The following is a 16,531-nucleotide window of genomic DNA, read 5'->3' on the forward strand; positions in this document are numbered from 1 at the left end:
ATCTCCTGCGGGGTTGTCGATATCAGCAGTCCATCACAGGAAAGTAAATGCAAAATGTCAGAAGCCGTTCATATTTGTCATAGTGATATTTTTCTGCATGGAGCGTGATATGCCGCAGCCTGGGCGTCACTTTTTCGCCAGCGCGCGCGGGCGATTACTGTTCTTTAACCTGCTGGTGGTGGCGGTCACGCTGATGGTGAGTGCCGTGGCGGTGCTCGGTTTTCGACACGCCAGTCAGATTCAGGAGCAGGTACAACAACAAACCGTCGATGACATGACTGGCAGCATGAATCTGGCGCGCGACACGGCGAACGTGGCGACGGCAGCGGTGCGGCTGTCGCAGGTGGTCGGCGCGCTGGAATATAAAGGTGAGGCGGAACGCTTGCAGGAGACGCAGCGTGTGCTGAAACAGTCGCTGGAACAGCTGGCTGCCGCCCCGCTGGCACAGCAGGAGCCTGACCTGGTCGCACGGATCATCCAGCGGAGTAACGAACTGCAAGACAGCGTGGCGGGCATGCTCCAGCGCGGACAACGACGGCATCTTGAGCGTAACGCGCTGCTCAGTTCGCTGTACCAGAATCTGAGCTATTTGCGGCATTTGCAAAAGATCAATGCGTCGCAGGACGCCGTTCTACTCGCTCAGATGAACAGGCTGATTGTGGTGGCCATCGAAACGCCAACACCGCGCTCAGTGGTCAAGCAACTGGATGGCGTGATGCCGCTGTTGCCGGCGCACAACGCCCACCCGCTGGTTAACGACATCCTCAGTGACTTCAATCAGGAACTGCGCAAGCTCGAACCGCTATCGGCGGCGCTGGAAGAAAGCGATCTGGCGATCAGCTGGCATATGTTCCACATCAAAGCGTTGGTGGCGATCCTCAACAGCGATATTAATCAATATGTGGCGCAGGTGGCAGCCAGTTCGGAGCAGCGTGTGGCGCAAAGCCATCAGGAATTGCAGTCTATCATCATGTTTATCATGGCATTTACTCTGCTGGCGATTGTCATTACTGGTTTTGCAGGCTGGTATATTTACCGCAATCTCGGCTCTAATCTGACGGCAATCTCACGGGCGATGTCCCGACTGGCGCACGGAGAGTCGGACGTCAGCGTCCCTGCCTTGCAGCGGCGCGACGAACTGGGAGAACTGGCGCGCGCGTTCAACGTTTTTGCCCGTAATACCGCCTCGCTGGAGCACACCTCGCGTCTATTGAAGGAGAAAAGCACGCAACTGGAAATCGACAGAATCGAACGCAAGGGGCTGGAAGAAGCGCTGTTGCACAGCCAGAAAATGAAAGCGGTAGGTCAACTGACGGGAGGGCTGGCGCATGACTTTAACAATCTGCTGGCGGTGATTATTGGCAGTCTGGAACTGGTCAACCTCGATTCGCCGGAGGCGGCGCGAATTTCGCGGGCGCTGAAAGCGGCGGAACGTGGGGCTCTTCTTACCCAGCGACTGCTGGCCTTCTCACGCAAGCAGTCGCTGCATCCCCATGCGGTGGAGCTGAGAACGCTGCTGGAGAATCTTGGCGAACTGATGCGTCACTCGTTGCCCGCGACCTTAACGCTGGAGATTGAAGCTCAGTCGCCTGCCTGGCCCGCGTGGATTGACGTGAGCCAACTGGAAAATGCCCTCATCAACCTGGTGATGAACGCCCGTGATGCGATGGAGGGGCAGGTGGGTATCATCAAAATTCGTACATGGAATCAGCGCGTTACGCGAACCAGCGGACGTAAAGAGGATATGGTTATCCTGGAGATTGCTGACCACGGCTGTGGTATGTCGCAGGAGATCAAAGCGCAGGTTTTTGAGCCATTCTTCACCACCAAACAGACCGGCAGCGGCAGTGGCCTGGGGCTTTCGATGGTGTACGGATTTGTGCGCCAGTCCGGTGGACGGGTAGAAATTGAAAGTGCGCCGGGGCAGGGAACGACGGTCAGATTGCAACTGCCCCGCGCGATTGTGCCTGTTGAGATCGCAGCGGAACCGTTGGCAGAAGAGGACGTTGCCCGCACGGATAAACTGGTTCTGGTTCTCGAAGATGAAGCCGATGTACGCCAGACGCTGTGTGAGCAACTGCATTTGTTAGGTTACCTGACGCTGGAAGCCGCGAACGGCGAGCAGGCGATGCAGATGCTCGCCGCTTCCTCAGAGATCGACATTTTTATCAGTGACCTCATGCTGCCCGGCGGGTTAAGCGGCGCGGATGTAGTGAACCATGCGCTGAAACACTACCCCCATCTGACGCTACTGCTGATCAGCGGCCAGGATTTACGCCCGACCGACAACCCTGCGCTACCGGATGTGGCGCTGTTGCGTAAACCGTTTACCCGTATGGATTTGGCACGGGCGCTACGCCATCAGCAAAATTGAGATTCCTCCTCTACTCTCTGCGTTTACCTTTCATTAACGTAGAGCCAGCTCACCTGCGAGACTGGCCCTATGAAACGTTACTCTATCGCTCTGTTACTGAGTCTGTGCTCTTTAGGCAGCCCACTGGCCTATGCCGACATCATTGATGATGCCATCGGCAACATTCAGCAGGCGATCAGCGATGCCTACAAGCCTGATAATGGTCGCCGCTATGACGATGACTCTCGGGATGACAACTGGCAACGGCAGATGAGCGATGATCGCCGCAGGCAGTACGACGACAGACGTCGTCAGTTAGAAGACCGTCGTCGCCAGTTGGACGAGCGCCAGCGCCAGCTTGATCAGGAGCGTCGCCAGTTAGACGATGACGAGCGAAGGATGGAAGAGGACGACTATCGGTAGCCGTTAATCCTTCGCGGTTTCGGCACACGCTCTTTTGGCGCTCGCGATAATACAAAGTGCGCGTTTACCCTTTTGTTGTGGGCTGAGTTGCGTCGCTATTCATTTCTCTGTGCCTGTTGCCATGCCCGGCAAGGCGAGGGACTAAAAAGCCCAATACGCCGCCTGCGAACAGGCCAGTACAGAACACTATCCACACAAACTCGTCACTTAATAGAGAGCTGGCGCTGAGCGCATGGGGAATGAGTTCGTAAAGCATCGCGAGCACACCGCCAATCGCCGCGCAGGTGAGGCTACGCCAGTAACGTGAGTCGTAAATTCTGTCTGGCAGGCAGGCGCTGAGGACACCGGTCGCCAGTGCCGGAAGTGCGCCGATTAACCACGTTATTACCAGAAACTGTGGTAACACTCTGCTGATATCGAACAGCAATTCCCACGGGGAATCACGAAAGTACAACGCCGTGATGGCGATGGTGAGAGGAACCCCAGTAAAAGGCCCCAACAACGTAAACCAGCAGGCATGATGGATAATACGGCGTATTTTAATTTTCACAGGATCCCCTTGAGCGTGTTTTCTCTGAAGGGACAATAAGTCGCGTAAGTGAAGAGACGATGAAGTGAGGCTAATCCAGCACAATTTCCATCCCGTCGAAGCCCGCTTCAAGACCTTCCGGTAGTGGGTTATCCATCAGCCACAAGTCGAACTGATGGCTGATATGGGTGAGGATCACCCGTGGGCAGCGGATGACGTTATTGAGCGCCACAACGGTGTTTACATCACAGTGGTTACGCGCAGGCTCCGCGCGCGGTGGGTGGCTACAGTCGATAATGATCGCCTGCGGCTGATTGTTTTGCAGAAATTTTAGCGTTTTGTCGGGTAATCCGGCGGTGTCAGAGAGCCACGCCACACGGCTGTGCGCCGTTTCCAGCAGATAGCCAAACGTCAGCTTTGAGTGATTCAACGGCAACGGCGTGACCTGCAACCCCTGTAAATCAAACACCACAAACGGCTTCACCGTGTGGCTGAAATCCAGAATGCCAGGATGTTTAAACAGATCGTCACAGCCCTGCTCATCTGGCGGGCCGTAGACCGGGATCGTCGCCCCCACGCCCCAGCGGAGCGGAAACAGCCCCTGCACATGATCCATATGGTAGTGAGTGAGCAGAAACTGCCGGAAAGATCCGGCCGGCCAGCGATCCATAAGATCGTGCAGACCCGCGTCCAGCAGCGTGACTGCGTCGTTGAATTTGACCACTCCACTACAGGGGCGGCGGCGGTATTGCGCCTGCACGCGTGCGCGACGACAGGCGGCGCAGTCGCAACCAAAAACGGGCACCTGCTGTGCGCTGCCAGTGCCGGTTAACGTGATGGTCAAACTCATCGTGACTCCCCTTGTCGTATCGTGCCGGATGGCGACGCGAGCGTCTTATCCGGCCTACGTACCTCACAATGCTTTCGTGAAGCGAAAATGGCTCTGTTCATACCCTTCGCGCAGGTAAAAACGGTGTGCGTTGTGACGCGTCACGCTGGTAGAAAGTTCGGTCATCTCTGCCCCTGCCTGGCGCGCCACCTTCTCTGCCCACGCCAGCAGTTGACTGCCGATTTTTACCCTGCGTGCATGCGGCATCACCACCAGCTCCTGAATTTCACCAATCCAGTTAGCGTGATGCAGATGAAATTGCAGATGCAGACCAATCATCCCGATGACCTGTCCGTCGAGCAGCGCCAGCTGGTAGTGCATATTGGGATCTTGCAGATTTGCGGCGTATCCGGCGCTAAAGGCCTGGAGGTCGAATTGACCTTGCTTCAACTCACAGATAAGCGCGTAAACCGCATCGGTATCGTAGAGCGTGGCGCGGCGTAATTCACAGACAGACATGTTTCTTCTCCTTGCGTCCCATCAGTGCGAGCAGTGTATCGACAGACTGTAGCAAACTGCCATCGTTGTTAAGGACGTGACAGTCATACGGCGCGTAATGGGCGGCACGTTCGAGGCGAGCGGCGATCTCCGATTCATTTTCTCTCCCGCGAGCCTGTAAGCGCTGGCGAAGAATAGCAGAAGATACCTGTAAACAGACAGGAAACAGCGATGCGCCATAGCGTGCCTGCGCCTGCGCCAGATGCGCGCGTGAACCGTTGACCACGACGTCGAAACCGGCGTGGAGCCAGAGGTCAATCTCCACGCCAACACCGTAGTAAAAGCCGTTGGCGTGCCAGCTTAGCGCCAGCAGATTTTGCCTGGCGCGGGTAAAAAACTCGTGTTCGCTGAGGGCGATATGGTTTTCGTGTCCGGCGTTGGCCGCCCGGGTGATGTAGCGATGCGCCACCAGCAGTTGCGCAGGTTCCTGCTGACGGAGTTCCGCCAGCAGACTGTCCTTACCGGAGCCGGATGGCCCCATTATCCAGATCAGTTTTCCCATCGTCAGAACACCCTTTTTCCCTGCCGCCAGACGTGGTCGATGTGAATGTGAGCGCCTTTGCGGTGCGCCAGCACCAGGTCGGCGCGCAAGCCTTCGGCGATCACGCCACGATCGTCGAGGTTCAGCGCCCGTGCCGGGTTACGGGTGACCAGTTGAATGGCCTGCGATAGCGTAAAGCGGTTGCCCGCGTCATCTGCGACGCGAAACGCCGCGTCGAGCAGGCTGGCGGGATAGTAATCGGAAGAGAGAATATCCAGCAGCCCCCGTTCTGCCAGCGTATGCGCCGCCACGTTACCGGAGTGGGAACCTCCGCGCACGATGTTGGGGGCGCCCATCAATACGTTCATCCCGTGTTGGCGCGAGGCTTCTGCGGCTGCCAGTGTGGTGGGAAATTCGGCGATCACGCTGCCAAGTTGATGCGATTCCCGCACATGATCGTGGGTGGCGTCATCATGGCTTGCCAGCGCAATCTGACGTTCACGGCACATTTGCGCAATGGCAGCGCGGTTCGGCTGCGACCAGCGCGCCGCCAGTGCCAGTTGTTCTTCTTCGTAGCGATCCATCTGCTCATCGGAGAGAGAATATTTGCCCTGATAATATTCGCGGTATTTTTCGCGTTTGGCGAACTGACGCTGCCCCGGTGAGTGGTCCATCAGGGACACCAGCGTCACTGGCTCACGGCCTACCAGCTTTTCAAACAGTGGCAGGGTGGAGTGGTGCGGCAACTCGCAGCGCAGATGCAGACGGTGCTCGGCGCGGTTGACCCCGCGCTTCTGCGTCTCTTCGACGGCGCTTACCATCTTCTCCAGATTTTCCAGGCGGTCGCCGCCATCGCGCACATCGCCAATCGCCACCGCGTCCAGCACGGTGGTAATGCCGCTGGCGACCATCAGCGCGTCATGGCTGCTCATCGCCGAATGGGCGGGCCAGTCCACCTTCGGACGCGGGGTGAAAAATTTATCCAGATTATCGGTATGCAGCTCTATCAACCCCGGCAGCAACCAGCCGCCTTCGCCGTCCAGCGCCTCGGGAAGACGGCTCTGTGTTTCGGCAAAAGCGCGGATCACCCCGCCTTCGATTTCCAGCGAACCCTGTACCACTTCATCTTCCAGCACCAGCTTTACATTGTTGATAATCATGCTGTTGCTCCCATCAGGTGCAAACGATCCGCCACGCGCTCGCGCACGGTGTGATCGTGAAAAATACCGACAATCGCCGCGCCGCGCGCTTTCGCTTCTTCAATCAGCGCCACCACTGCGGCGCTGTTTGTGGCGTCCAGCGAGGCGGTGGGTTCATCCAGCAGCAAAATGGGGTAATCGACAATAAATCCACGGGCGATATTGACGCGCTGCTGTTCGCCGCCAGAAAAGGTGGAGGGGGCGAGATGCCACAACCGTTGCGGAACGTTCAGGCGGGTCAGCAGATTCGCGGCTTTGGCGGCGCACTCCTCACGTGATACGCCCAGGTCCAACAGGGGTTGCATCACCACGTCCAGCGCGCAAACGCGCGGGATCACCCGCAAAAACTGACTGACCCAGCCAATCGTTGAGCGCCGGACTTCCAGCACCTTACGGGCGGGCGCCTGTACCAGATCCACCCATTCACCGCCGTGGCGAATGTGGATGTGTCCTTCATCCGGCAGGTAGTTGGCATACAGCGAACGTAACAGCGTCGATTTGCCGCTGCCGGAGTGGCCGTGCAACACCACGCATTCGCCATTTTGTACCTCCAGAGAGGCGTTTTTCAGCACCGGCAGACGTACACCGTTTTGCTGGTGGAGCACAAAGGTCTTACTGACGTTTTCAACGCGGATCATGTTGGCCTCTTGGTTCTTTTTGCCGGATGGCGGCTGCGCCTGATCCGGCCTACCTGTACCGTAGGTCGGGTAAGCGCAGCGCCACCCGACACAAGCAATGGTCAATTCTGTAAAACCGATGACACAAGCAACTGGGTATACGGATGATGTGGATCGTCGAGCACGCGGTCGGTTAACCCACTTTCCACCACCTGACCCTCTTTCAGCACCGGCAGGCGTACACCGTTTTGCGGGTGGAGCACAAAGGTCTTACTGACGTTTTCAACGCGGATCATGTTGGCCTCTTGGTTCTTTTCGCCGGATGGCGGCTGCGCCTGATCCGGCCTACCTGTACCGTAGGTCGGGTAAGCGCAGCGCCACCCGACACAAGCAATGGTCAATTCTGTAAAACCGATGACACAAGCAACTGGGTATACGGATGATGTGGATCGTCGAGCACACGGTCGGTTAACCCACTTTCCACCACCTGACCCTCTTTCAGCACCGGCAGGCGTACACCGTTTTGCGGGTGGAGCACAAAGGTCTTACTGACGTTTTCAACGCGGATCATGTTGGCCTCTTGGTTCTTTTTGCAGGATGGCGGCTGCGCCTGATCCGGCCTACCTGTACCGTAGGTTGGGTAAGCGCAGCGCCACCCGACACAAGCAATGGTCAATTCTGTAAAACCGATGACACCAGCAACTGGGTATACGGATGATGCGGATCGTCGAGCACACGGTCGGTTAACCCACTTTCCACCACCTGACCCTCTTTCAGCACCGGCAGACGGTCCGCCAGCAGGCGCGCGACGCCCAAATCGTGGGTGACAATCATTCGCCATTTTGTACCTCCAGAGAGGCGTTTTTCAGCACCGGCAGGCGTACACCGTTTTGCGGGTGGAGCACAAAGGTCTTACTGACGTTTTCAACGCGGATCATGTTGGCCTCTTGGTTCTTTTTGCCGGATGGCGGCTGCGCCTGATCCGGCCTACCTGTACCGTAGGTCGGGTAAGCGCAGCGCCACCCGACACAAGCAATGGTCAATTCTGTAAAACCGATGACACCAGCAACTGGGTATACGGATGATGTGGATCGTCGAGCACACGGTCGGTTAATCCACTTTCCACCACCTGACCCTCTTTCATCACCAGCAGACGGTCTGCCAGCAGGCGCGCGACGCCCAAATCGTGGGTGACAATCACCACGGCCAGATCCAGTTCCACCACCAGCCCGCGCAACAGGTCCAGCAGTTTGGCCTGTACGGAAACGTCCAGTCCGCCAGTGGGTTCATCCATAAACACCAGCGACGGGTGAGTGACGAGGTTACGGGCGATCTGCAAACGCTGTTGCATACCGCCGGAAAAGGTGGTCGGCAGATCGTCAATACGTGAGGCGGGGATCTCCACCTCCTCCAGCCAGCGTTTCGCGATGGCGCGGATGTCGCCGTAGTGGCGCGCACCGGTGGCCATCAGGCGTTCGCCGATATTACCGCCCGCCGACACCTGACGGCGCAGACCGTCCAGCGGATGCTGATGCACCACACCCCATTCGGTACGCAGCAGGCGGCGACGGTCGGCTTCGCTCATCGCGTACAGCGAGCGGTTCTGGTACTGAATCTCGCCCGATTGCGGCGTCAGGCGCGAAGAGATTGATTTCAGCAGGGTGGTTTTCCCGGAGCCGGACTCACCGACAATGCCCAGCACTTCACCAGGCCACAGGTCAAAAGAGACATCGCTGAAGCCTTTACCTGGCGCGTAGAGATGGGTCAGGTTATTCACCGAAAGCAGCGGTTGCGTCATTGGCTGAGAGCCTCACTCTGTTGGCGGCAATAGTCAGTGTCGGAGCAGACAAACATGCGTTTGCCGGTGTCATCGAGCACCACTTCGTCGAGATAACTGTGGGTTGAACCGCAGATGGCGCAAGGCTCGCCCCACTCCTGCACGGTAAATGGATGATCGTCGAAATCGAGACTTTCCACCCGGGTATAGGGTGGGACGGCATAGATCCGCTTTTCACGTCCTGCGCCAAACAGTTGCAAGGCGGGCATCCTGTCCATCTTCGGATTGTCGAATTTCGGGATTGGCGACGGGTCCATCACGTAGCGGCCATTGACCTTCACCGGATAAGCGTAGGTTGTCGCAATGTGACCGAAGCGGGCGATATCTTCATACAGCTTCACCTGCATGATCCCGTACTCTTCCAGCGCGTGCATGGTGCGGGTTTCCGTCTCGCGCGGTTCGATAAAGCGCAGCGGCTCTGGGATCGGCACCTGAAAAATAATGATCTGATCTTCCACCAGCGGTGTTTCCGGGATCCGGTGACGGGTTTGGATCAGCGTGGCCTCTGCCGTGCGTTCGGTGGTGTTAACTCCGGTGACGCGCTTGAAGAAGTTGCGGATCGACACGGCGTTAGTGGTGTCATCCGCGCCCTGATCAATGACTTTCAGCACGTCCGATTCACCCATCACGCTGGCGGTCAACTGGATACCGCCCGTTCCCCAACCGTAAGGCATCGGCATTTCACGGCCGCCGAACGGCACCTGGTAACCTGGAATCGCCACGGCTTTGAGTATCGCGCGGCGGATCATACGTTTGGTCTGCTCATCCAGATAAGCAAAGTTGTAGCCAGAGAGGTTAGTGGTCACGGGCGGTCTCCTGTTGCAGGCGTTTGAGCAGCTCCAGCTCGGCCTGGAAATCGACGTAATGGGGAAGTTTGAGGTGCGAAACAAACCCCGCCGCCTCGACGTTATCCGCATGCGCCAGCACAAACTCTTCGTCCTGCGCCGGGCCTGTGACCGTTTCATCGTAGTCGGGTGCCTGTAGGGCTCGGTCCACCAGTGCCATCGCCATCGCTTTTCGTTCGCTCATGCCGAACACCAGTCCGTAGCCACGGGTAAAGTGTGGGGCGTCGTTTTTTGGTGCGACAAAGCCGTTGACCATTTCACATTCAGTCATCAGCAGTTCGCCGACGTTCACCGCAAATCCCAGCTCTTCCGCTACGATTTCCAGCGCAACGTAACCGCTGCGGATCTCGGCGGCAAACGGGTGGTTGCGTCCATAACCGCGTTGGGTGGAGTAGGCCAGCGCCAGCAGATAGCCTTCGTCGCCGCGCATCAACTGTTGCAGTCGCGAGGAACGGGAACAGGGATAAACCGGCGGCGTGTGGGTGATGTCGTCAGGTTGCGCGCCGTTATCTGCTTCCTGCTTCGCCAGACCCTGATGGGTCAGTAGCGAAAAGACGTGCGGCGCGGCGTCTTGCGCACTCTGTTCAGGACGTAGCGGCGGCGTCTCACCATTGGCCAGCAGCGTAAAATCGAGCAGGCGATGGGTGTAGTCGTAGGTTGGCCCCAGCAACTGTCCGCCGGGAATGTCTTTATAAACGGCGGAGATACGGCGTTCCAGGCGCATCCCGGCGGTATCCAGCGGCTCGCTCACCGCCAGCTTCGCGAGGGTTGTGCGGTAGGCACGTAGCAGGAAGATCGCCTCGACGTTATCGCCGCTGGCCTGTTTCAGCGCCAGCGCCGCCAGTTCGCGGTCAGCGATACCGCCTTCGGTCATCACCCTGTCGACGGCGAGATTCATCTGCTGTTCGATTTGCGCCACGCTCAGCTCGGCAATCGTGTTGTCGCCCCGGCGTCGGTTCTCCTGTAGCGCGTGGGCGTTGGCTATCGCCTTTTCGCCCCCTTTTACGGCGACGTACATCAGCACACCTCCACATGGGTGGTTCGTGGGATTGCCAGCAGCCGGTCGCCGCAGGTGAGGATCAGATCGACCCCCAGCGGGAAAGGATGCGGGCGTTCGGTAAGCTCGTGGATCAGGCAGTCCGGCAACTGTGGCGCGATCATTCGCTCTTCCGCGATGCCCGCGCCGGTGAGGCGCAGCATACGTCCGCCGCTTAAGCTGGCGACCTGTACGATGAGGGTGGCGCTGGTTTCCGGTGCCACCGCAGAACCGGCGGAGAGAACATTTAACTGCTCGCTGCTGATGCGTTCATCGGCGACGGCAAAGATCGCCTGCTGCGGTTGTTCTACCTGGGTTGCGTTGGTGTGAAAACGCAGGTTCTGACTGGCAATGTCATTATTCATAGAAGGCGCCAGCCAGACCGGCGTGTCGCCGTCGACCAGCGTCAGCAGTACGCTGGTGGTCGCAAGATTCAACGGCTGCCAGCCGTGTTTCAGTTGATTCAGGGCCACTATGACGCCAGGTTCGCTCATGGCTTTGAGCAGGCGGCGAAAACTCTGTTGTGCGTCCTGGACAGGTAAGTGAAACGCGCTCAGAAGTGCTGTCGATCGTGTCATGCGTTATCTCCGCGTACCAGCGTGAAGAAGTCGACCCGGCTGGCGTTGACGTCGGCACGGCGAGCGTTGATCAGCGCGTCGCGTTCCGCTTCCAGCGGGGCAATTAAGGTTTCCATTACGTTCTGGAAATGCGTCTGTTCCTGCAGCAGCGCGTCAATGACGGCACACTGCTCGGCGTGCTGTTTGTTGCGTCCCAGCAGATAGCTGTAGCCCAGCGTGCCGCTTTTCAGGCGTACCACCGCTCGGGTCAGCGTGGTGTCTCCGGCAAAGAAGCGGTTGCCGGTGCCGCCCATCCGCGCCTGAATCTGCATCAGTCCGGTTTCCGGGGCGCGAATCAGTTCATATTCCGGCGTCAGCTTCAGCGCCTTGATGCGCGCGTTCAGGACATCGGCGCGGCTGTAGGCCAGCGCACGCATCCAGCGCTGGCGGGTAGCGGTATCAAAGTGCATTCAGTGCTCCATGATGAATTCGATCATGTCGGCGCGGGTCAGGCTGACGGAGTATTCCGTTGCCTGTTCTTCGCCTTCACGGTGGTTTAGGGCGCGCACGCAGAGCAGCGGCGCCATATTGGGGATTTCCAGAACGCGGCTCTCTTTAGCCTGCGCGCGGCGGGCGCTAATTCGCGTTTGCGTGCGTTGCAGCGTCAGAGCCGCGTGTTCGCGCAGATAGTTGTGCAGCGAACCGTTGCTAAAACCTTGCAGTAACGGCCAGAGAGTGAGGTCGGAAAAATAGTGATCGATCAGACACAGGGCGATGCCGTTTACCCGACGCAGGGTGCGCAGGTGGATGACGTTGTTGCCCTCTTTGATGCTCAGCGCATCGGCAATATGGCTGGAGGCCGGGCGCAGTACCGCCAGCAGTTTTTCGCTGGTAGGGTGACTCCCCTGATCCAACAGATTCTGACTGAAGCGGGCCTGGGCGTTGAGCGGGTAATCGAACGGGCGCATGAGCACCAGTACGCCCACGCCCTGACGGCGTTGTACCCAACCACGCTCAACCAACTGGTCGATGGCGCGGCGCAGGGTGTGGCGGTTGACTTCATAGCGCGCGGCAAGCTGATGCTCTGCCGGAAGGTAGTCGCCGCAGCGGTAATGCTGACGAAGCTCCTGCTCAAGTCTCGCGGCAATCTCCTGATAACGCGTTGGATAGCTGGTCGGATGTGTAGACAAGTGCATAGCAATCAAAGCCTCGCTCATCAGATAAAGTGCTTACGTAAACGCTGGGAGAGGAAATCCAGCAGGCTGACGGTCACGATGATCAACACCATCAGGGCGCAGGTTTGTTGAAACTGAAAGCCGCGTATCGCCTCCCACAGCGTGACGCCAATGCCGCCTGCGCCCACCATTCCGACCACCGTGGCGGAACGGACGTTGGACTCAAAACGGTACAGCGAGTAGGAGATAAGTAACGGCATCACCTGCGGTAGAACGCCGTAGAGGATCTCTTCGATTTTGTTGGCACCGGTGGCGCGAATGCCTTCAACCGGTCCGGGTTCAATGGCTTCCACCGCCTCGGAGAGCAGTTTGGAGAGCACCCCGGTGGTGTGGATAAACAGGGCCATGACGCCCGCAAAGGGGCCGAGACCGACGGCGACGACAAACAGCATGGCGAAGACCATTTCGTTAATGGCGCGACAGGCGTCCATCGCTCTGCGCATCGGTTGGTAAATCCACCAGGGGACGAGGTTGTCGGCGCACATCAGACCGAAAGGAATTGAGAGAACGACGGCGAGGGCGGTGCCCCAGACGGCGATTTGCAGGGTGACGGCCATTTCACCGAGATAATCCTGCCACTGGCTGAAGTCCGGCGGGAAGAAGTCGGCGGCGAAGGTCGCCATATTGCCGGCATCTTCGATCAGCGTGAGTGGGGCCATTTCAGCACCCTTCCACGAGACCACCAGCACGGCGAGCAAGATGGCCCAACTCAGCAGCGAAAACCAGCTACGCCTGGGCTGTGGGATGGTGATGGTTTGCATGGTTGGCTCCTGTCCTGGGTGTCGATGTTTCGGGTCTGTTATAGGCCGGATAAGGTGCTGGCAGCGCCATCCGGCATGGAATCCCTTGCATTGCCTGATGGCGCTGCGCTTATCAGGCCTACAATTTGGGCACCAGGTTTACTGCACTGCTTTATTCACGCTGGTCATCGCTCCCAGCGCGGCGGTCAGACGGTCGAGGTCATCCAGTTGCGCCTTAAGCGCCGAGGTTTTGCTGGTTTTCTCTGCCTCGTTCAGCCCGTTGTTGTCCTTTACGCCCTGCATCTCTTTAAACAGCGCCAGCTGGCGAATCGGCACCAGTTGCAGATCGCTGGAGGCGCGGAACGGTGCCCAGCCCAGGCGTTCCAGCGTGGTTTTCTCTTCCGGCGTTTTGCCGTAATTCATGAAGAAGTCGTACACCTTGTCCTTGGTGGTTTCAGAGAGATTCTTACGCCAGACGATCGGGTCGCCCGGGATCAGCGGCGACTTCCAGATAACCTTCAGCGCCTTCAGCTTTTCCGGTGCGGAGGTTTTCAGCTTGTCGAGGTTTTCGGTGTTATTGGTGGCGACATCCACCTGCTTGTTGGCGACGGCCAGCGCGTTGGTTTCGTGTCCGGCGTTGACGGTGCGTTTGAAGTCGCTGGCGGAGATGTTGTTTTTGGCGAAGACGTAGTAGCCGGGGACGAGGAAGCCTGACGTGGAATTGGGATCGCCGTTACCGAAGGTCAGATCCTTACGTTTGGCGATCAGATCGTTCAGGTTGTTGATCGGACTGTCTTTGTTGACGATCAACACGCTCCAGTAGCCGGGCGATCCATCGGCAGCGACCGTCTGGGCAAAGACCTGACCGTTGGCGCGATCCACCGCTTCCATCGCCGAGAGATTGCCGTACCAGGCGATATCAACTTTGTTAAAGCGCATCCCCTGAATGATCCCGGCGTAGTCCGGCGCGAAGAAGGCGTTCACTTTGATGCCCAGCGACGTTTCCATGTCCTTCAGGAACGGCTCCCACTGCGGCTTCAGGTTTTGCTGTGATTCGGTCGAAATAATGCCAAAGTTCAGCGCTTTTTCCTGCTCTTCGGCATGAGCCGGGCTTAACAAGGTGCTGATGCTGAACATGCTGGTGAACGCCAGCGCGGCAACGGCTTTGTAGCTCATCTATCATCCTCATTTGGCTTTGTTCCAGGCTATTTCTCTAATCCGCCTGGTCTTTTCAGTTAAATTAAGCAGCCTGCGCGTTTTGTTCGACGCGGTTCATGCTGCGGTAGAGATGGTCAAATCTTTCGTTATCAAAGAGCTGGCTACTGCCATCAAAGAAAATCCTTCCCTGACGCAGGGCGACAATTCGTTCGCAATAGCGCAGGGCGTACTCCACCTGATGTAGCGTGACGACCACGGTGATGCCGTCGGTCTGATTGATGTCGCGCAGGGTGTCCATCACGATGCGCGCCGATTCCGGGTCCAGTGAGGCGATAGGTTCGTCGGCCAGAATGACCTTCGCCTGCTGCATCAGTGCGCGGGCGATGGCGACGCGCTGCTGCTGACCGCCAGAGAGTGTTGAAACGCGTTGATGCGCAAACTGCGCCATCCCGACGCGGGTCAGCGCCTGCAATGCGCGTTGTTTCTGCTGCTGGCTGAACCAGCGAAAACAGGTGCGCCAGAACGGCGTGCTGCCGAGTGCGCCGATCAGCACGTTCTCGAGCACGGTCAGACGGTTCACCAGATTAAACTGTTGGAAGATGTAACCTGTGTGGGCACGGCTTTTGCGGATATCGCGTGCCAGACGGCCTTCGCGCTGGACGGTGCGACCTAACAGCTCCACATGACTGCCTGGCGATTTATCGCCGGTAATCAGCCCGCTTAAGTGCCGTAAAAGGGTGGATTTGCCGGAACCGGAAGGGCCAAGCAGAGCCACCATCTCACCGGAGGCAATGTCCATATCAACGGCGTGTAGCGCCTGCTGCTGATTGAACGTTTTGGAGAGTTTCTCGACACGAATCATCGTTTGCATGGTGCGGCCTCACTAAAAAAGTGGCCCCATCGTGGCGGATTAATGTGACGATTTTGTTATGAGTTGGTGACTTGATGATGAAGAGTTGAGGAGAGAATGATGACAGCACGGGAGGGCGAGCCTCCCGTCAGGTTACTCGGTAGGCTGCGGTTGTTTCACAACGTTAATCATCCACGGTACGCCGTATTGATCGGTCACTTTACCGAATCCGTGCGCCCAGAACGTTTCTTGCCAGTCCATGTCGATGTGGCCTTTGGCGGCAAGGTTATCAAACCAGCGCTTTCCTTCTTCGACGTTTTGCGTATCAAGAACCAGTGTGAAGCCAGAGTAGTTTGCCTGTCCTGATGCCATTGCATCACTCATCATGATATCGCTGCCCGCAATACGCACGTTGGCGTGGGCAATGGCGGTATCGGGGAATTTCATCCCGGACGGGCAGCCGTCCTCGCTGTCCTGCGCTGATTTGGGCATTTCACCAAAGTTAATTTTGTAGAGCAGCTCTGCGCCCAATGTGTGTTGGTAGTAGGCGATGGCGTCGGCGCAATTGCCGGCAAAAGAGATGTAGGGACTTAACGGCATAATGTTTACCTCAGGTAAAAGAAGCCTGTTAAGTGTAGTTATCGTAGGCCCGGTAAGCGAAGCGCCACCGGGCAATAAATACCGGATGGCGGCGTAAACGCCTAATCCGGCCTACAAAAATCAGTTCTTTTTCACGAACTCGGATTTCAGCTTCATGGGGCCAAAACCGTCAATTTTGCAATCGATGTTGTGGTCGCCTTCCACCAGACGGATGTTCTTCACTTTGGTGCCGATCTTCAGCATTGAAGAGCTGCCTTTCACTTTTAGATCTTTAATCACCGTGACGCTGTCGCCGTCTGCCAGCAGATTGCCGTTGGCATCTTTCACGATGAGCTCGTCGCTGTCGTGAGCCGGTTCGGCATCGTTCCATTCGTGCGCGCATTCCGGGCAGATGAACATGCCGTTATCTTCGTAGGTATATTCGGAGTTGCATTGTGGGCAATGTGGTAATGACATGTGGGTTTCCTCAAAAAGTCAGCGGGGGCAAAAGCGCCCAAAAAATGGCAGATTGCCGAAAAAGGCCGCAATTATACATAAAATCCTTATCGTTGTCGGGACTATTCCCAACTTAAGGATATGCCACCCCGCGACGGAAGGTCGCGTTGAGGGCAAAAAATATCATGACGATTTTTTTAAGGGAAATTGCTACGTTTTACTATTTAAGATAAGGTGGGTTAAACCTTC

At 57.4% G+C, this 16,531-nt stretch carries 19 protein-coding genes and 4 pseudogenes; 2 read left to right on the forward strand and 21 right to left on the reverse strand.

The genetic code is table 11. From position 1 onward, the window contains the following. Positions 1-109 precede the first annotated feature (109 nt). Both CJP72_RS13290 and yjdP read left to right on the forward strand, forming a co-directional pair. Positions 110-2,374, forward strand: a complete 2,265-nt coding sequence (locus CJP72_RS13290; RefSeq protein ID WP_162381837.1) for an ATP-binding protein — start codon at positions 110-112, stop codon at positions 2,372-2,374. A gap of 69 nt (positions 2,375-2,443) precedes the next feature. Next, positions 2,444-2,776 carry a DDRRRQL repeat protein YjdP gene (gene yjdP / locus CJP72_RS13295; RefSeq protein WP_162381838.1) on the forward strand — a complete coding sequence of 111 codons (333 nt, stop codon included), beginning with the start codon at positions 2,444-2,446 and terminating at the stop codon, positions 2,774-2,776. 64 nt (positions 2,777-2,840) lie between these two features. Here the strand turns inward: yjdP and CJP72_RS13300 are convergent, their stop codons facing one another. The 21 genes and pseudogenes from CJP72_RS13300 to CJP72_RS13400 form a co-directional block, all read right to left on the reverse strand. Beyond that, complete coding sequence (locus tag CJP72_RS13300; protein ID WP_162381839.1) at positions 2,841-3,326, reverse strand: hypothetical protein; 486 nt, start codon at positions 3,324-3,326, stop codon at positions 2,841-2,843. Positions 3,327-3,396: 70 nt separating this feature from the next. Further along, complete coding sequence (gene phnP / locus CJP72_RS13305) at positions 3,397-4,155, reverse strand: phosphonate metabolism protein PhnP (protein ID WP_162381840.1); 759 nt, start codon at positions 4,153-4,155, stop codon at positions 3,397-3,399. Positions 4,156-4,218: 63 nt separating this feature from the next. After that, entirely contained in the window at positions 4,219-4,653 is a 435-nt protein-coding gene (gene phnO / locus CJP72_RS13310) for an aminoalkylphosphonate N-acetyltransferase (protein ID WP_162381841.1), read from the reverse strand. Continuing rightward, the gene (gene phnN / locus CJP72_RS13315; RefSeq protein ID WP_162381842.1) at positions 4,640-5,194 is read right to left on the reverse strand and encodes a ribose 1,5-bisphosphokinase; all 555 of its coding nucleotides are present in this window, start codon (positions 5,192-5,194) and stop codon (positions 4,640-4,642) included. Before phnN ends, phnO begins: the two co-directional genes overlap by 14 nt. A gap of 2 nt (positions 5,195-5,196) precedes the next feature. Beyond that, positions 5,197-6,333: an alpha-D-ribose 1-methylphosphonate 5-triphosphate diphosphatase gene (phnM, locus tag CJP72_RS13320; protein ID WP_162381843.1), complete on the reverse strand. Its 1,137-nt coding sequence runs from the start codon at positions 6,331-6,333 to the stop codon at positions 5,197-5,199. After that, positions 6,330-7,010: a phosphonate C-P lyase system protein PhnL gene (gene phnL / locus CJP72_RS13325; protein WP_162381844.1), complete on the reverse strand. Its 681-nt coding sequence runs from the start codon at positions 7,008-7,010 to the stop codon at positions 6,330-6,332. The genes phnM and phnL overlap by 4 nt, the downstream gene beginning before the upstream one ends. Positions 7,011-7,111: 101 nt before the next feature. Next, positions 7,112-7,228 (reverse strand): annotated as a pseudogene (locus CJP72_RS13330) (ABC transporter ATP-binding protein); the annotation flags it as partial. A 158-nt stretch (positions 7,229-7,386) separates the two neighbouring features. Beyond that, positions 7,387-7,503 (reverse strand): annotated as a pseudogene (locus tag CJP72_RS13335) (ABC transporter ATP-binding protein); the annotation flags it as partial. Between the two features lie 158 nt (positions 7,504-7,661). Then, positions 7,662-7,823: pseudogene (locus tag CJP72_RS13340) on the reverse strand (ABC transporter ATP-binding protein); the annotation flags it as partial. Next, a pseudogene (locus tag CJP72_RS13345) lies at positions 7,823-7,927 on the reverse strand (phosphonate C-P lyase system protein PhnL); the annotation flags it as partial. The pseudogenes CJP72_RS13340 and CJP72_RS13345, both read right to left, overlap by 1 nt. 101 nt (positions 7,928-8,028) lie before the next feature. Beyond that, entirely contained in the window at positions 8,029-8,787 is a 759-nt protein-coding gene (gene phnK, locus CJP72_RS13350; RefSeq protein WP_162381846.1) for a phosphonate C-P lyase system protein PhnK, read from the reverse strand. Beyond that, complete coding sequence (gene phnJ, locus CJP72_RS13355; RefSeq protein WP_238340069.1) at positions 8,784-9,575, reverse strand: alpha-D-ribose 1-methylphosphonate 5-phosphate C-P-lyase PhnJ; 792 nt, start codon at positions 9,573-9,575, stop codon at positions 8,784-8,786. Before phnJ ends, phnK begins: the two co-directional genes overlap by 4 nt. Positions 9,576-9,621: 46 nt before the next feature. Further along, positions 9,622-10,689 (reverse strand): carbon-phosphorus lyase complex subunit PhnI, encoded by a 1,068-nt coding sequence (locus CJP72_RS13360; RefSeq protein WP_162381848.1) that lies wholly within the window; start codon positions 10,687-10,689, stop codon positions 9,622-9,624. After that, complete coding sequence (gene phnH / locus CJP72_RS13365; protein WP_162381849.1) at positions 10,689-11,285, reverse strand: phosphonate C-P lyase system protein PhnH; 597 nt, start codon at positions 11,283-11,285, stop codon at positions 10,689-10,691. Before phnH ends, CJP72_RS13360 begins: the two co-directional genes overlap by 1 nt. Then, the gene (gene phnG, locus CJP72_RS13370) at positions 11,282-11,734 is read right to left on the reverse strand and encodes a phosphonate C-P lyase system protein PhnG (RefSeq protein WP_162381850.1); all 453 of its coding nucleotides are present in this window, start codon (positions 11,732-11,734) and stop codon (positions 11,282-11,284) included. Before phnG ends, phnH begins: the two co-directional genes overlap by 4 nt. Then, positions 11,735-12,460 carry a phosphonate metabolism transcriptional regulator PhnF gene (gene phnF, locus CJP72_RS13375; RefSeq protein WP_162381851.1) on the reverse strand — a complete coding sequence of 242 codons (726 nt, stop codon included), beginning with the start codon at positions 12,458-12,460 and terminating at the stop codon, positions 11,735-11,737. It abuts the gene before it with no gap. A 20-nt stretch (positions 12,461-12,480) separates the two neighbouring features. Further along, a complete protein-coding gene (gene phnE / locus CJP72_RS13380) occupies positions 12,481-13,260 on the reverse strand; it encodes a phosphonate ABC transporter, permease protein PhnE (RefSeq protein WP_162381852.1) in 780 nt (259 codons plus the stop codon). A 138-nt stretch (positions 13,261-13,398) separates the two neighbouring features. Beyond that, on the reverse strand, positions 13,399-14,415 hold the full coding sequence (phnD, locus tag CJP72_RS13385; RefSeq protein ID WP_162381853.1) for a phosphonate ABC transporter substrate-binding protein: 1,017 nt from the start codon (positions 14,413-14,415) through the stop codon (positions 13,399-13,401). A gap of 64 nt (positions 14,416-14,479) precedes the next feature. Further along, positions 14,480-15,268 carry a phosphonate ABC transporter ATP-binding protein gene (gene phnC, locus CJP72_RS13390; RefSeq protein WP_162381854.1) on the reverse strand — a complete coding sequence of 263 codons (789 nt, stop codon included), beginning with the start codon at positions 15,266-15,268 and terminating at the stop codon, positions 14,480-14,482. 132 nt (positions 15,269-15,400) lie between these two features. Next, a complete protein-coding gene (gene yjdN, locus CJP72_RS13395; RefSeq protein ID WP_162381855.1) occupies positions 15,401-15,847 on the reverse strand; it encodes a VOC family metalloprotein YjdN in 447 nt (148 codons plus the stop codon). A 120-nt stretch (positions 15,848-15,967) separates the two neighbouring features. Further along, complete coding sequence (locus CJP72_RS13400; protein WP_162381856.1) at positions 15,968-16,303, reverse strand: zinc ribbon domain-containing protein YjdM; 336 nt, start codon at positions 16,301-16,303, stop codon at positions 15,968-15,970. Positions 16,304-16,531 lie beyond the last annotated feature (228 nt).

This window comes from Citrobacter sp. NCU1 (genome assembly GCF_010231475.1).
In the GTDB taxonomy this organism is placed as follows: Bacteria; Pseudomonadota; Gammaproteobacteria; order Enterobacterales; family Enterobacteriaceae; genus Citrobacter_D.

Bases quoted from the DNA above. Each gene is read 5' to 3' on its own strand.
- CJP72_RS13290 (WP_162381837.1), top strand. From the start codon at position 110: ATGCCGCAGCCTGGGCGTCACTTTTTCGCCAGCGCGCGCGGGCGATTA.
- yjdP (WP_162381838.1), top strand. From the start codon at position 2,444: ATGAAACGTTACTCTATCGCTCTGTTACTGAGTCTGTGCTCTTTAGGC.
- phnP (WP_162381840.1), bottom strand. From the start codon at position 4,155: ATGAGTTTGACCATCACGTTAACCGGCACTGGCAGCGCACAGCAGGTG.
- phnO (WP_162381841.1), bottom strand. From the start codon at position 4,653: ATGTCTGTCTGTGAATTACGCCGCGCCACGCTCTACGATACCGATGCG.
- phnN (WP_162381842.1), bottom strand. From the start codon at position 5,194: ATGGGAAAACTGATCTGGATAATGGGGCCATCCGGCTCCGGTAAGGAC.
- phnM (WP_162381843.1), bottom strand. From the start codon at position 6,333: ATGATTATCAACAATGTAAAGCTGGTGCTGGAAGATGAAGTGGTACAG.
- phnL (WP_162381844.1), bottom strand. From the start codon at position 7,010: ATGATCCGCGTTGAAAACGTCAGTAAGACCTTTGTGCTCCACCAGCAA.
- phnK (WP_162381846.1), bottom strand. From the start codon at position 8,787: ATGACGCAACCGCTGCTTTCGGTGAATAACCTGACCCATCTCTACGCG.
- phnJ (WP_238340069.1), bottom strand. From the start codon at position 9,575: ATGATCCGCCGCGCGATACTCAAAGCCGTGGCGATTCCAGGTTACCAG.
- CJP72_RS13360 (WP_162381848.1), bottom strand. From the start codon at position 10,689: ATGTACGTCGCCGTAAAAGGGGGCGAAAAGGCGATAGCCAACGCCCAC.
- phnH (WP_162381849.1), bottom strand. From the start codon at position 11,285: ATGACACGATCGACAGCACTTCTGAGCGCGTTTCACTTACCTGTCCAG.
- phnG (WP_162381850.1), bottom strand. From the start codon at position 11,734: ATGCACTTTGATACCGCTACCCGCCAGCGCTGGATGCGTGCGCTGGCC.
- phnF (WP_162381851.1), bottom strand. From the start codon at position 12,460: ATGCACTTGTCTACACATCCGACCAGCTATCCAACGCGTTATCAGGAG.
- phnE (WP_162381852.1), bottom strand. From the start codon at position 13,260: ATGCAAACCATCACCATCCCACAGCCCAGGCGTAGCTGGTTTTCGCTG.
- phnD (WP_162381853.1), bottom strand. From the start codon at position 14,415: ATGAGCTACAAAGCCGTTGCCGCGCTGGCGTTCACCAGCATGTTCAGC.
- phnC (WP_162381854.1), bottom strand. From the start codon at position 15,268: ATGCAAACGATGATTCGTGTCGAGAAACTCTCCAAAACGTTCAATCAG.
- yjdN (WP_162381855.1), bottom strand. From the start codon at position 15,847: ATGCCGTTAAGTCCCTACATCTCTTTTGCCGGCAATTGCGCCGACGCC.
- CJP72_RS13400 (WP_162381856.1), bottom strand. From the start codon at position 16,303: ATGTCATTACCACATTGCCCACAATGCAACTCCGAATATACCTACGAA.